The following is a 14221-nucleotide window of genomic DNA, read 5'->3' as shown; positions in this document are numbered from 1 at the left end:
CTGCATCTATTTATTTTTCTTCAAACCGAGCCGCATACGCCCGGATCTGCTCATCCGTCACCTCGCGCATATCCGCTCCGGCAAGCCACTTCTTCGACCATTCCACCGTCGCAGCCATCGCTTCTTCTACATGGAAGTGCGGCTTCCAGCCAAATACCTTTTTCACTTTGGAACAATCCAGTTTCAGAAAATTCGCCTCATGCGGACCTCCGTCATAGCGGTTGATCCAATGCATCCCGCCGCCCCATGTTTCACAGAACAGATCCGCCAGACGTCCTGTATTGACGCAGTCACAGTCATCCGGTCCGACGTTGTAGCAGCCCGCCAGCTCCGCATTTTCCCACTGCGCCTTTGCCACCGTCAGATACAAAAACAGCGGCTCTAACACATGCTGGAACGGGCGCGTCGAATGCGGATTCCGCACGATAATCGGCTCTTTCTTTTCCGCTGCACGCACGCAATCCGGCACGATCCGGTCCGCCGCAAAATCACCGCCGCCGATCACATTGCCAGCACGACAGGTTGAGACGGCGCAGCGGCCGTCCGTGAAGAACGACTGCTTATAGCTGTGTGTCACCAGCTCCGAACAGGATTTGCTATTGGAATACGGATCATAGCCGTCCAGCGGGTCATTTTCGCGGTAACCGTACTCCCATTCCTTATTTTCATAAACCTTGTCCGTCGTCACATTGACGAGAGAGCGGACGGATTCACACTGTCTGGCGCATTCCAGCACATGAACCGTACCCATGACATTCGCCGCATACGTGCCGACCGGATCCCGGTACGACTCGCGCACGATCGGCTGCGCTGCCAGGTGGAGTACAATCTCCGGCTTCGCCTCATCAAACACCTGTTTTAAATGGGCAAAATCGCGCACATCCCCATCCACATGGTGAATCGTATCCCCCAGATGCAGGATCTCAAACATCGACGGCTCGGTCGGAGCTTTCAGCGCATAGCCGGTCACCTCCGCCCCCGCCAGATGGAGAATGCGGACCAGCCAGCTTCCCTTAAAGCCTGTGTCACCGGTCACAAGAACCCGTTTTCCTTTATAAAAATCAAAAAGTTCCATGGTTTTCCTCTTTTTAATTATTTCGTGTTCGTTCGTTAATGGCGCAAGAAAAGAATATGTCTGCTTCGCAGCCGCATTCTTTTCTTCTGCGCTCATTATATCATACTTTCTTACAGGATTTGTGTATATTCCTTGAATTTTCCCTTACAGTATATTATTGTTACTGTTCACGGGTAGGCACTTTTGAAACCGAAAGTGCCGTAAGAAAACGTGGTGGCAGCAGGAATTTGCCGTATTTAAATGCGAAGCCACGGCAAATTCCGTTACTGGGCACGTATGCGTGTACAGTAACATATTATTTCCACAGCTTCCAGGGCGCATTGCCTTCCTGCCACATCTGTTCCAGCTGCATCTTGTCACGCTGGGTATCCATACATTTCCAGAAACCGTCGTGGCGGTATACCATCAGCTGTCCGTCCTTGGCAAGCTGCTCCAACGGCGCTTTCTCAAAGACGGTATCATCGTCCTCGATATAGTCAAAGACGCCCGGTTCGAGTACCATGAAGCCGCCGTTGACGATCTTGCCGTCATCATCGTTCTTCTCACGGAACTCGCGGATGTGTCCGTCGCTGTCAACATCCATGACACCGAAACGCTGTCCGATGTTGACTCCGGTCAGGGTCGCGATCTTGCCGTGCTGCTTGTGGAATGCCACCAGCGCGTCCAGATCCACGTTGGAAACGCCGTCGCCGTAGGTCAGCATGAACGTCTCATCCCCAATGTAATCGCGGATACGTTTGATACGACCGCCCGTCATCGTGTGCAGTCCGGTATCGACCAGCGTCACGCGCCACGGCTCGGAATAGTTGTTATGCACCTGCATCTCGTTCTTCGCCAGATCGAAGGTCACATCCGACGTATGCAGGAAATAATCGGCAAAATACTCTTTTACTACATACTGTTTGTAGCCCAGACAGATCACAAAATCATTGAATCCATACTGGGAATAGTGCTTCATGATATGCCAGAGAATCGGCTGTTCTCCGATCTCGATCATTGGCTTTGGTTTTAAATGGCTTTCCTCGCTGATTCGTGTGCCGAATCCACCCGCTAATATTACAACTTTCATTGCACTTCTCCTTCCGTCCATCGTTTTTATCGAAATATGTTCAAATGGTTTTCTTCCAAAATTCTCATCGCATCCCGCACTGCATCCGGGTCGTTATGCAGGTAGGTTTCCAGATCCTCATCGCTCGCCGTCCGGTAATTCCGTCCCAGCTCCCTTGATACCTGTAAATATGCTTTCCGGTACGGCGCTGTCCGGATTTCTGCCCGGGTTGTCCATGCATTTCCAAAGACCGTCAGCACGGTAAATGCCAGCATACAGACCTTTAAAAGTGTGCGGGCTGCCCGTTTCTCCGGCACGCGTGTTTTCGCCTTATCTGCCTCTGTTTCCTGCGCCTTTTCCCGGCACATACTCCAGACGAGTGCAAACGTAAGCAGAATTCCTACAATTCCCATCTGATACTGTATCTCGTACCGCGAGGACATCCCGTACTCGTCCTTCAGGAAAATCCACCGCGCCGCCAGCACCAGCAGATGGTTACAGCCGCCGCTGAGAACCAGCAGAAGCGGAAAAATAGTCTTTTTATAAAGCTGAAACCGCACATTCAGATACAGTGCCAGCAGATACGAAACAAACACTGCCAGCCCCAGCAGATACACCAGATGCAGCCGGACAAACCAGGGGCTTCCTGCCTCCAGCTCCTGAATCTGCGCCACGCCGATCACCGACGATGCCACCGCTTTCAGCAGAAACCGCAGGAAAAAGAGCGGCTGGGCCGCAAATTCCTGAGCGATTGAAACATCAGTCACTGCTCCACGGTGTACGTAAACTGCCTGTGAATTGCTCCAAAGATATAATACCATCGCAAGAACCGTTGTCAATGCCCCGATGCACCAGGTTCTCCGGCACTTTCGGCTCCAGGAGCGGCTGCTTGTTTCAGCACCCCCGCGCCGATCCGCCAGCCACAGTGCGCCGTATGCCAGCACCAGAATCACCGCATAGCCGCCGCTGTACGGTCCTGCCACCAGCACGACCAGCAGGATCGGCAGAATTGCCAGAAGCACCCGGTCAGACATATTCCGGCACCGGGTCGCCGCTGCATGGTCGAGGACTGCAAAATGGAATAAAAATCCGGAGATCGACAGAGTGCAGACCCAGCCGGTCCCGTTCGTCATCATTTCCCATTTATTCAGGCTGAAATATACAAACTGAATCAACAGGAAGGAAAGATAGCCGACCGAGCGGTTCCGCTCTGCGTAGAGCGCCAGCACCGCCGCGCCCGCACCCAGGCTCAAAACACCCAGAATCATGTCAAAATACGTATTATAGCCAAATAGTTTCACATTGATGATGCGCCCCAGATACGTGATCGGAACGCGCGTCAGGATATCCGGTACAAAGAATTTCGCCGGATTTGTCACATCCGGCAGATATGAATTGATCAGCCGGATATAATCCGAATACGCCACATTGTCTGAGGCATGAAATATATACCAGATATAAAATAAAATCCCCAAAATAACCGGAAGCCCTAAAAATACACGGCGTTTCATCCGTCTCTCCTCTTTAAAATGCTCAGCTGGTTCAAGTAAAGTTCAAATAACTGACGGTGTTTCTTCGTGATAACCTCCAGAATCACACCGCTGATCCACAGCAGGAACGAAATCACATAAAGCCCGGAACACGCGATCAGGGTCGGGAACTTCGGCACCATGCCGGTTGCCAGATAGCCGCTGAGCACCGGCGCGAAAAATGCCGTTGCAATCGCAAAACAAATGAGTCCCAGCCATCCAAAGAACGCAAATGGCTTGTAATCCCGGAAGAGTCTCGCGATCGTGCGTAGCACCTTAAATCCATCCGAAAATGTATTTAACTTTGACACACTTCCCTCCGGGCGGTCACGGTATCCAACCGGGATCTCCACCAGCTTAAAGTTCTTGTCCAGCGCATGGATGCTCATCTCCGTCTCAATCTCAAATCCGGTCGAAAGAATCGGGAAGCTCTTGACAAATTCATAGTTAAATGCGCGCGCGCCTGTCATGATATCCTTGATATTACTCTTGAAAATCAGGTTGATAAGCCCACGCACCAGACGATTTCCCGTATTGTGGAACGGACGCTTATTTTCGGTAAAATACGTCGAAGAAAGGCGGTCGCCGATGACCATATCCGCTTTTCCCTGTAAAATCTGGTCTGCCAGCTTTCTCGCGTCCTCCGCCGGGTAGGTGTCATCGCCGTCCGTCATGACATAGCACTCCGCGTCAATGTCGCGGAACATGCTGCGGATGACATTTCCCTTGCCCTGCTGGTATTCATAGCGCACAACCGCGCCTGCCTCCCTGGCAATCTCATCCGTGTGATCCGATGAATTATTGTCATATACATAGATCGTTGCCTCCGGCAATGCCTCGCGGTAGTCCTTGACCACCTTGGCAATCGTCTGACCTTCATTATAACACGGAATTAATACCGCTATCTTGTCCATTTTTCTCCTCCCGTTTTCACTCTTCCACCGTTTTGGCGGACCATTCCGGATTGATCACAACAGCCCGTTTTGTCTCAGCTGTACTTACCAATTCCAATTTTATCTCTCTCTGAAGCCCTGTCAGATCAAGCTGTACTTCCATCGGTTCATATTCCTTCTGTCCCGCCTGGATCACAGCAGCCGTCCGGCTGTTTGTCCCATCCGAGGCGATGATTTCCACTTCAAATGGCTGCTTCAGCACCCAGTAGTCCGGATCACACAGAACCGCCCGGATAGTCGGATGATCGTCCCCGCTGGTATTCTCCCAGCGCCATTCTGGTACTTCTTTTTCCGTTTCCTGTGCATCCATGAAAATCTCCTGTGTGCGGTACCAGCAGTTTTCGCGTCCATGCGCCATCTCAAGCCCTGCCAGTGTAAAGGACTGGCTGCCCTGCAGGATTGTTTCCTGATACTCCATATCATGCACGTACCATCCCGCCTCATTCATCCATTCCAGATAGCTTTCCAACGTCTCAAGTCCCTGCGGGATCATGTCATAGACGCCCTCGCCTGCCTCCATCGCCTCCTCGATTTCATCGATATAGGCGTCTTTCTGCTCCGAAAGCTCATTGACGATCGAATACCGGTTCCAGACCGGCACATCTTCGCCCGCAAGCCGCGCATAACTTCCCACATCCGACCAGGTCAGGAAAATGCGGTCAATCTTGGAACGTTCTTCCGGTGTAAACAGCTGATGATCGTGAAATACGTAAGGCAGGTTGCTGCGGATACTCTCACGGCTCACCGCCCGCATCGCCCATTCCCCGCCGTTCCAGACACAGGTATAAGCATCGTAAGCGCGCCCGGCGTAAACAACTATAAACATAATTGCAAATACAACGCCGCCTGTCAGCCTGGGAGAAATGGAAGCCATTCCCTGCAGCACCAGGCACCCGCAAAGCATTCCGGCAAATAAGATTCCGCCCATAAAATAGCGGCTGTGTCCCGTCGTTGCCGCCCAGAGGACAAAGGATGCGGCATACAGCAGAAATAGGGTTCCCGTCCTGCTGCTGACCCGCTTCCAAATCCAGCAGAGCCCGGCTCCCGCCGCTCCCAGATACATCAGCGCCAGATCCAGGTTGTATTTCGCCGGGATCTCACTCAGGCGGTAATCTGGATGCCGGATCATCGAATATGCCCACAAAAGAAACTCTTTTATATTGCTGGGTCCCCATCTCGGGTCCTTAAAGTCCGTTTCCCCAAAATACGGCGAATGAAACAGGCTGTTATAATAAGGATAAACTGGATTTTTCATCGCTATCCCATTGTAAATCAGGTACACGCTGACGGGAATCACCCCCGTCACCAGACACCCCAGAAACAGCTTCGGTGTCAGATACTTCCGGATTTTCCACAGATACAGAAGCACCAGCGGCACCAGATACACGATATTCGTCATCTTGAGGCAGAACAGGATTCCACCAAACAGGCAGAATAAAACCGCCTCGTGCTCCCGCTTCGCCTCATCCAGCCCGCGCAGAAGCAGAAATACCATTTCCAGCAGAAATGGCAGCGCCAGAAGCTCGACCATGTAGCTGCCGCTCTCCTGAATCAACTCCAGGCGGCTGACAATCAGAAATGCCAGTACCGGCGCAAGATGCCTCGACCAGCTGCATTTTTTTTCCAGCCGGTCTGCCTCCATGCTCAGGAACACCGTTACCTGACGATAAATCACAAGCATCGCCAGTGCGTTTAACATTGTCCCCATCCGAAGCCCAAAAAGCGCCCTGAATGGATAAAACATCCGGTCGCCCAGCCGGAAACCGAACATCTGGAACCGTCCCGGTATCACATGATAATGAAGGTTGTCCACAAATCCGGGTATCTGCGACAGCAGGTGATAGTTCTGCGTATCATAGCTCTGATCCGGGGCAAATCCCTTGACCGAAAAGAACGCCAGGATGAACAAGCTCCCCACTATAAAAAGCGGACTCACTCCCGCATGGTCCCATTCAAATCTTCCGATTGCCACCATGACAGCGCCACATAAAACGAGCGCTGCCGCCCGCGACAAAATCGTTCCCTGTGGTACATGTAAAAGCCATGCCAGAAGATCCAGCACTTCCAGCCACCAGATAAAAAGCGTATAGGCAAGCAGCACTGCAAAACTGCGGGTACTGACTCTCCATTTTGCCGTTTTGTCTGCCGGCCTGTTTCCAAATAACATACTTTTCCCTTGTAATCATCCAGTTTTCTTCATGAACCTGCTGAATCATTACTTCCTTTCCATGAAACAAAATATATCTTAAAAGAAATATTCTTCCAGCATCAGGCACAGTGCATGGTACACCGGAAGATGCAGCTCCTGAATCTTAAATGTCTCCTGCTCCGGCACGACAATCGCAGTGTCGCTGTACCCACGGATCCGCCCGCCGTCGCGTCCCAGAAGCCCGATAACCTTAAGCCCCTTTGCCTTTGCCGTCACGGCTGCATACAGGACATTTTTTGAATTGCCCGAGGTTGAGATTCCGAGGAACACATCCCCCTCTTTTCCATATCCAAGCACCTGTTCCGCATAAGTCATGCTGCCATCCACATCATTCATAAATGCGGTGGTCAGTCCTGCATGCCCAGTCAGCGCGATCGCCGGAAGTCCCTGCTGCAGCTTTTCGGAAAGTTCCGCTCCCATCTGAGGGTCTACCGTTTTAAGCGCCGCCTCTATCTCCGCCGAAACCAGGCGTTTCTTCACAAACCCCTTCATCAGCTCGCCCACGATGTGCTCCGAATCCGCACAGCTTCCGCCATTTCCGGCAATCAGAAGTTTTCCGCCGCGCTCATAGCACTCCTTCATCGTCTCATACGCAGTGCGAATATCCGCTTTCACCGGTGCAAGAACCGGATAGCGGCTGATCAGTTCGTCCAGGTACTCGTATTCCTTCATGATTTCTATTTCCTCCTGTCAGGTTTTTCGATGTCTATTGAGCTTCTGCATCATAAAATAAATACTCCCGCTCAAACATTTCCAGATTGTTCTGCGCTTCCTCCTCCGGCACCGCTGTGTCGGATACACGCGCAAGCATATTTCCATTTTCAAAAAACAGATCGGTCAGGCTGCCGCTGTGGATCAGCTCCCGCAGGAGATCCAGACTCCACTCCCAGCTTCCCGGTCCCAGATAGCCCGCTTCCACGTAGACGTAATCCGTCTTCGCATACGCCATATATGTTTCAAACGCCTCCGGCGAGTTGACGAGTTCGACGTTGCCCCACGGTGATGTAATGTCCTTATACGACTCCACATTGCACGGGAACTGCAAACAGTACGGATGCGTTCCAAATGCGATCACCCGGTTTTCCGGATCCTGCGACACTTCCTGCCAGATCAGCGTGTTTCCCTTTTCCTCCATCCGCGCCTGTTCCTGCGCCCGGTGATTGACACGCCCTTTATTCAGAAGATGAATCTCCGAAAATCCAGCCGTCCACGCCCAGCTGCTGATCGCCGTGACAATCAGATTTAATACCAGCAACGGCGTCAGGCACTTCGACGCGAGCGGATAAAAGCCGATTTTCTTAAAATACACCATCGCCCGGCATGCCCCCAGAATCAGCATAGAATACAGAAGCATGAAATAATTTCCGTCGATCTGGTAAAGCATCGACAGGCTGATCAGGCTGACGATCACAAATGGGAAGAAAATCACCAATGCCGCGTTCCAGATATGGGACTGCTCATCTCCCTTTTTGGAGAAAATCCCATAAAGCACCAGCATCACAATCAGCACCGCCATCAGCGAGGTTCCCCACGCCAGAATTACATGCCCCATATCTTCACCCTGCGGCTGCATCAGCATCTGCCAGATGCGCCGCGCCAACACATGAAGCGTTGATTCCTCCTGATAATTCTGCGGCAGCTCCGAGGTAGCAAATGGGTATTTCATTTTAAAACCAAACAATGCAAAAATCGAAGTAAACACCGAAGTGACCGGCATTCCCGTGATCTTCATCGTCCGCGCCCAGATACCAACCAATGCCCCAAACGGCAGGCATAAGGAGCCAATCAGGCGGACCAGATGGTGAAACAGGTCAGCCGCCGCCCCGCGCTCATGAAACCAGAACCACAGAAGGTACAGCCCCATCATGCCAAATACGGCAGTGGAAAAGACCAGGGAGGTCGGCTTCATCGTGAGGGTCAGGAAATAGGAACCGGCTGCCCCGGAGAGGAATATCCAATGATTTTCATACACATGAATATACTGAAAGAAACATCCCAGCATAATAAGCTGCAGCAGCCACGTAATCAAATCCGCCTTGGCTGTGAGCGCCATATTCATGATGCCCGGCACCGAAACCGTCAAAACAGCTGCCATAATTCCCGGCAAGACGCTGTGATACGTTAGTTTCTTTTCTGTCTCCTGCTTTCGATTGCCCGTCAGCAGCACCGCATTCCAGACCATCGCCCCAATTCCCAGAACTGCCAGCCAGAGGTTAAAGAACGTCAAGTAGCTGTGACTCGCCAGATCGCAGAGCGGCAGAGTCAGCACCTCAAAGCCCTTCGAATACACATAGACCATGCCGACCAGCCCCGGATTCTCATACAGCCCGGTTCCGCCTGCCACAATGTACTGGGAACGCACACCATACCAGAGTGTATCAAAGTCGAGTGCGATATTCAGGCGTCCCACCTGAATCAGGAACATCAGGACACACCAGCCAGCCGCCAGCGTCCATGCCCGGCGCACCCGGCGCGGTATTTCCCTCGATCCCCCGCTGCCATCCAGCATCCAGGAAAGCGTCTGCCATCCCATGATGCACTGGCAGGAAATCGAGGAAAAATCAAAGCCCAGCGCCGCCACACCCAGAGCATAGACGCTCAGGCGCATCCAGGCGATTTTTCCAACGCCAAGGGCAGAAAGGATGCAATACACAACGATTGCAAAGGAGACACCAAAAAGAAAATCCATATAAAAAGAAAAATAAGGCCGCTCCCAAATCGTTTCCCTGAAAAACACCTGTTTTCTCAGAAACCGCCCGATCGCCAACAGGCTAAGCATATATGCCGCCGATACCACCATTGGCAGAAATACCACGTGAATCCAGGAAAACACCAGCACCACCGCCAGAAGCCAGTACATCCGGCTGCGTCCGCGCTTCAAAAGCGCCAGCCCCCCAAAGATCAAGACTGCCAGAATCGCGATCTCCACATACATTCTCTTCGATTCCGTGAAATGAATGTAATCTGCAAAAAAACCATTTCCCGTAAACAGTGTTTTCGCCGGAATCAGAACCGCCGCCACACAGAACAGCACCAGAAAAAGACCAGCCATGCGCACGGCTGCGTTTGGTCGTCCGTTTTGTCTCTGATTCTGCATGTCGATAGTTCCTCTCTTTCTAGCTTATGTACTCCCGGAATCTTTTTGTGAGCAACATTCTATATACGCCCGCCTAAAATCCCGCGCACCGCATCCAGCAGCGTATCTGCATACGCGTCATAACCGCCCGCCGGGCAGCTTCCGTCCTCTTTTATAAGTCCAGCCGCCCTATCTTCCGCGTGTTCTTTTGCCCCATAGCCAGTTCCGACAAGGACTCCGGTCACGCCAAAGTTTTTTCCTGCCTGCGCGTCGATGCGCTTGTCCCCGATCATATAGGAATGCACCTTATCAATGCCCTCCGGCAGATCGCGCTCTGCCATCTCAAACATTCCCGTCTCCGGCTTGCGGCAATGGCATTTTTTCTTATAAAGTCCAATCCCATGCTCCGGGTGGTGCGGGCAATAGTAGAACGCATCTACGTGTGCTCCGTCACGCTCCAGCACCCCATTCATATAATCATGAAGGATTTTTACATCCGCCTCGGTATAGTAACCTCTCGCCACGCCCGCCTGATTGGTAATGACGATCACCTTATATCCGGCCTCGTTCAGGAGACGGACTGCCTCTGCGGTACCGTCAATCAGCTTCAAATCTTCTTTTCGGTGAAGATAATTGACCTCCACGTTCATCGTGCCATCACGGTCGAGGAATACTACTTTACAGCTATTTTTACACATGGAATGTATACTCCTTATCCGGCATCTGCACCTGAATATCGCGGTAGTCCCAGCGGTCCTCATCGCAGATCCAGCTCTGAGCGCCGCGCAGTTCGAAATTCCAATCCATCAGCTGTCCGCCTGCCGCTTCCAGACGGCGCGCCACCTGATGTTTAACGTTGTATGGGCAGTACACAAGAAGGAAGCCGCCGCCGCCAGCACCTAAAAGCTTTCCGCCGAGGGCGCCCGCTTTTTTCGCCTCGTCATAGAGCATATCAATCTGCGGATTTGTGATCTTGCTGCTCATCCGCTTCTTGCTCTCCCAGCCGTAATCCAGGAGGCGGCCAAAATTGTGGAGATTTCCCTTTAAAAGCTCGTCCTTCATCGCATAGGAAAGCGCCTTTACCTCGCACATCGCCTGAAATGCGTCTGGTTTCTTATAGTTGCTTACCTGATCCTTGATAATATTCGCGGATACATGGATATTGCCCGTGTAGCATAACAACAGGTTATACTGCAGCTCATTGATAATATCGCGGCGGATGCGGAGCGGGTTTACCACGACGTTGTTGCGTCCGTGAAATTCGATAAAGTTAAAGCCACCGAAGGTCGCCGCATACTGATCCTGATAACCGCCGGAAATTCCCAGATCGATCCGCTCCACGCCGTAAGCCAGATCCGCCATCGCATAATTATCCATCGTAATTCCTTTCCAGCGCGCCATCGCGGTCAGAAGACTTACCATGACAGTCGAGGAGGTTCCAAGTCCCGAACCAGCCGGAGCATCACACTGTAAATAAACCTCGCATCCCTGCTTGATATCCATCGCCCGCAGCGCTGCCGTGACAAGATCCAGCCGTCCATCGCAGACGTAATTTTCCTTCGCATTGTACTTGACTGTCATATCAAAATCCAGGGAATGAACCGTGATCTGGTCATCATTCCTCGGAATGATCGAACAATATGCATATTTATTGATAGTACTTCCGATAATGGCACCGCCCTGTTCTACACAGAATGGTTCTACATCCGTACCGCCGCCGCCAAAGCTCACGCGCAGCGGCGCTCTTCCTCTGATTACCATGTAATGTCTCCTTTTCTTACGTCCTCCTGAAACCGGAAATAATCCTCCGGCACACCGATATCAATAAAATAGCCGTCATTTACGATGCCGCCGAGACGTCTTCCCTCCTGCATCCACCTGGGGATGCACTCATTTTCCAGCGAAACTTTTCCCTCCGGAATCTCATCCAGCAGCGCCCGCTTCATCAGGTACACACCGCCGTTGATCGTGCCCGCCCCAGTATTGCCGTTTTTCTCATTAAAAGCGGTCAGCAGCCCGTCGGTCAGGCGCGCCGCCCCATAACGGGAAATATCCGGCACACCGCGCAGAACCAGCGCCATCTCCAGATTTTTTTCCTGCTGAATCCGGCTCAAATCACCGAAATCCATCTGATAAAATGTATCACCATTCAGGACAAAAAACTGCTCGTCCGTCACATATTTCCCGGCATTCTTGATCGCGCCCGCCGTGCCGAGCAGCTCTTCCTCATACGCATACCGCGCCCGGATGCCAAACCGCGATCCGTCTCCAAAATATTCTTCCACCATGCCGCCCTTATAACCGACGGCAAAAATAATATCATCAATTCCGCTTTTTTTCAGCCCCTGAAGCACATACTCCAGAAACGGCTTACCTTCAACCAGCGCCATCGGTTTCGGACGATCGCTTACCACACTGCGAAGCCGCGTCCCCAGTCCGCCAGCCAGAATGATTGCCTGCATACTGTACTTCCTTTCTGTCTGTTGTTTCCAACTCAATTTTTACTTTTTTTATACTGAAAGATACAATTTTTACTTTTGTCAATCTGTCAACCGCTATTAAGTCCAGTTTAACTTATATATCTTACCACATTTCCCTAGTGATTTCCACTAGATAGGGCGGTTTTATGCTGTTACCACTTTCCCATCGGATTCGCAGCGCTTCCTTGCGGAAATTGCAACAATTTGTTGATTTTTTTGCATGATTCGACAGATTTTTTTATTTGGCAGACACTCCGTTCCGTGCTACAATCTTAGTTATAAATTGATGTACTCTCAGAGTCTTTCTGCACTTGCTTTTGTGGCTGATTTTCCGCCAGCTGCACCCGAATTTCATCAACGTACGCACCGCGTACGCCTCAGAAATTTGGGCACAACTGACAAAAAAACATCTCACAAAATCAAGCACAGAAAGATTCCGAGAGTACATATTGGGATTTGGAGGAAATGCTTATGGCACGTGATATGACAAAAGGGAATATAACCGGGCACCTGATTGCCTACGCGGTTCCGCTGGTGTTCGGCAACCTCTTCCAGCAGCTCTACCACACGGTCGATTCGGTAGTCGTCGGACAGTTCTACGGAAAAGAGGCGCTGGCGGCAGTCGGTGCGGCGGGTCCGATCATGAATATTCTGACCTTTCTGATTGTCGGGCTGTCGCTCGGCGCATCAATCCTGATGGCAAGCTATTTTGGTGCGAAAGATTATCAGAATTTAAAGGATGAATTTGCAACCTCGGTGCTCTCCGGGCTGCTTTTAACCATTGTCCTCTCCGGTATTTCACTGGCAGGAAGCCGCCTGTTTATCCGCCTCACCCAGACACCGGAAGAGATATCGTCACAGGCGTCCTTGTATTTGCAGATTATCTCGCTGGGTCTTACTTTTACCTTTTTTTACAATATTTTCTCCGCCGCCCTGCGCGCGATCGGAGATTCCAGAGCGCCGCTCTATGTCCTGATCCTGACGACCGTTGTCAATGTATTCCTGGATGTATTCCTGGTTGGCATCTGCCGCCTCGGTGTTTCCGGTGCGGCAATCGCTACGATCATCTCGCAAGCGGTCTCTGCGCTCGCCCTCTTCGTCTATATCTGGGCGAAAGTGCCCCTCTTACGCCTCGGCATCCGGGATCTGAAACTGAAAACCTCGATGCTCAAAAAAACGATCGATTTCAGCTCCATTTCCGCCGTCCAGCAGACGATTCTCTACGTCGGCCGCCTGCTCGTCCAGTCCGGCGTCAATGCACTCGGCGTCGATGCAGTTGCCGCTTTTAATGCCGTCTCCATCATCGACAGCTATGTGCTCGCCCCGGGCGACAGCCTTGCAGCATCTATCACGACGTTCTCCGCACAGAACCTCGGCGCAAAAGAGTATGACCGAATTCCGAAAGGGCTTCGGAAAATGCTGGTGATTGCAGAAATTTATATTATTTTGACAGCGGTGGTCGTGCTGTTCTGCCGTCACCCGCTGCTCGGTATTTTCTTAAAACCAAACGAAACGGAGGCGCTGCGTCAGGGCATGTCCTATCTGGTGCCGATGGCTGGTTTTTACTTCATCAGTGGTATCACCAATACCTTTCAGGGATATTACCGTGGAATCGGGCACCTGATGATCACCCTGTTCGCGACTCTGGTGCAGATTCCAATCCGCGTTGTGATCAGTTATGCGCTGTTTGGACGGCTGGGGATTCAGGCTGTGGCGATTGGTACGACGATTGGATGGGCTTGTATGGTAATATTTGAGCTTTTAATGTATCGGAGATATGGACGGGTGGAGGCGCTGCGGAAGAACGATCGGTAATATAGAGTGCTCTATCCGGTAGTACAGGAAAGAGCC

General features: G+C 51.6%; 11 protein-coding genes. 1 reads left to right on the top strand and 10 read right to left on the bottom strand.

The genetic code is table 11. The features are described 5' to 3' along the window. Positions 1 to 10 precede the first annotated feature (10 nt). The 10 genes from rfbG to DW739_RS07165 all read right to left on the bottom strand — a co-directional run bounded on the left by rfbG (position 11) and on the right by DW739_RS07165 (position 12352). The gene (gene rfbG, locus DW739_RS07210; RefSeq protein WP_118538717.1) at positions 11 to 1075 is read right to left on the bottom strand and encodes a CDP-glucose 4,6-dehydratase; all 1065 of its coding nucleotides are present in this window, start codon (positions 1073 to 1075) and stop codon (positions 11 to 13) included. 295 nt (positions 1076 to 1370) lie between these two features. Next, positions 1371 to 2144 carry a glucose-1-phosphate cytidylyltransferase gene (gene rfbF, locus DW739_RS07205; protein WP_118538685.1) on the bottom strand — a complete coding sequence of 258 codons (774 nt, stop codon included), beginning with the start codon at positions 2142 to 2144 and terminating at the stop codon, positions 1371 to 1373. A 26-nt stretch (positions 2145 to 2170) separates the two neighbouring features. After that, positions 2171 to 3634 (bottom strand): hypothetical protein, encoded by a 1464-nt coding sequence (locus DW739_RS07200; RefSeq protein ID WP_118538687.1) that lies wholly within the window; start codon positions 3632 to 3634, stop codon positions 2171 to 2173. Beyond that, complete coding sequence (locus tag DW739_RS07195; protein ID WP_117796293.1) at positions 3631 to 4566, bottom strand: glycosyltransferase family 2 protein; 936 nt, start codon at positions 4564 to 4566, stop codon at positions 3631 to 3633. The genes DW739_RS07200 and DW739_RS07195 overlap by 4 nt, the downstream gene beginning before the upstream one ends. 16 nt (positions 4567 to 4582) lie before the next feature. Further along, complete coding sequence (locus tag DW739_RS07190; RefSeq protein WP_118538689.1) at positions 4583 to 6772, bottom strand: hypothetical protein; 2190 nt, start codon at positions 6770 to 6772, stop codon at positions 4583 to 4585. Between the two features lie 78 nt (positions 6773 to 6850). Then, a complete protein-coding gene (locus tag DW739_RS07185) occupies positions 6851 to 7486 on the bottom strand; it encodes an SIS domain-containing protein (RefSeq protein ID WP_117796295.1) in 636 nt (211 codons plus the stop codon). A 34-nt stretch (positions 7487 to 7520) separates the two neighbouring features. Beyond that, positions 7521 to 9911 carry a potassium transporter KefB gene (locus DW739_RS07180; RefSeq protein ID WP_118538691.1) on the bottom strand — a complete coding sequence of 797 codons (2391 nt, stop codon included), beginning with the start codon at positions 9909 to 9911 and terminating at the stop codon, positions 7521 to 7523. A gap of 59 nt (positions 9912 to 9970) precedes the next feature. Then, positions 9971 to 10588 (bottom strand): HAD family hydrolase, encoded by a 618-nt coding sequence (locus DW739_RS07175; protein ID WP_118538693.1) that lies wholly within the window; start codon positions 10586 to 10588, stop codon positions 9971 to 9973. Next, positions 10581 to 11651 carry a GHMP kinase gene (locus tag DW739_RS07170; protein WP_117796297.1) on the bottom strand — a complete coding sequence of 357 codons (1071 nt, stop codon included), beginning with the start codon at positions 11649 to 11651 and terminating at the stop codon, positions 10581 to 10583. The genes DW739_RS07175 and DW739_RS07170 overlap by 8 nt, the downstream gene beginning before the upstream one ends. Continuing rightward, on the bottom strand, positions 11645 to 12352 hold the full coding sequence (locus DW739_RS07165) for a nucleotidyltransferase family protein (RefSeq protein ID WP_107000699.1): 708 nt from the start codon (positions 12350 to 12352) through the stop codon (positions 11645 to 11647). The genes DW739_RS07170 and DW739_RS07165 overlap by 7 nt, the downstream gene beginning before the upstream one ends. A gap of 489 nt (positions 12353 to 12841) precedes the next feature. Here DW739_RS07165 and DW739_RS07155 point away from each other — a divergent pair, with 489 nt between their 5' ends. Then, positions 12842 to 14185: an MATE family efflux transporter gene (locus DW739_RS07155; protein ID WP_118538695.1), complete on the top strand. Its 1344-nt coding sequence runs from the start codon at positions 12842 to 12844 to the stop codon at positions 14183 to 14185. Positions 14186 to 14221 lie beyond the last annotated feature (36 nt).

The sequence above is a fragment of the Clostridium sp. AM28-20LB genome (genome assembly GCF_003480665.1).
GTDB classification, from domain to species: domain Bacteria; phylum Bacillota; class Clostridia; order Lachnospirales; family Lachnospiraceae; genus Otoolea; species Otoolea fessa.
The sequence above is the reverse complement of the archived record's forward strand: the minus strand, read 5'-3'. Positions and strand labels throughout refer to the sequence as shown.

Coding starts and splice junctions, on each gene's coding strand:
- DW739_RS07155 (WP_118538695.1), top strand. CDS start 12,842: ATGGCACGTGATATGACAAAAGGGAATATAACCGGGCACCTGATTGCC.
- DW739_RS07190 (WP_118538689.1), bottom strand. CDS start 6,772: ATGTTATTTGGAAACAGGCCGGCAGACAAAACGGCAAAATGGAGAGTC.
- DW739_RS07200 (WP_118538687.1), bottom strand. CDS start 3,634: ATGAAACGCCGTGTATTTTTAGGGCTTCCGGTTATTTTGGGGATTTTA.
- DW739_RS07185 (WP_117796295.1), bottom strand. CDS start 7,486: ATGAAGGAATACGAGTACCTGGACGAACTGATCAGCCGCTATCCGGTT.
- DW739_RS07165 (WP_107000699.1), bottom strand. CDS start 12,352: ATGCAGGCAATCATTCTGGCTGGCGGACTGGGGACGCGGCTTCGCAGT.
- DW739_RS07170 (WP_117796297.1), bottom strand. CDS start 11,651: ATGGTAATCAGAGGAAGAGCGCCGCTGCGCGTGAGCTTTGGCGGCGGC.
- DW739_RS07195 (WP_117796293.1), bottom strand. CDS start 4,566: ATGGACAAGATAGCGGTATTAATTCCGTGTTATAATGAAGGTCAGACG.
- rfbF (WP_118538685.1), bottom strand. CDS start 2,144: ATGAAAGTTGTAATATTAGCGGGTGGATTCGGCACACGAATCAGCGAG.
- DW739_RS07175 (WP_118538693.1), bottom strand. CDS start 10,588: ATGTGTAAAAATAGCTGTAAAGTAGTATTCCTCGACCGTGATGGCACG.
- DW739_RS07180 (WP_118538691.1), bottom strand. CDS start 9,911: ATGCAGAATCAGAGACAAAACGGACGACCAAACGCAGCCGTGCGCATG.
- rfbG (WP_118538717.1), bottom strand. CDS start 1,075: ATGGAACTTTTTGATTTTTATAAAGGAAAACGGGTTCTTGTGACCGGT.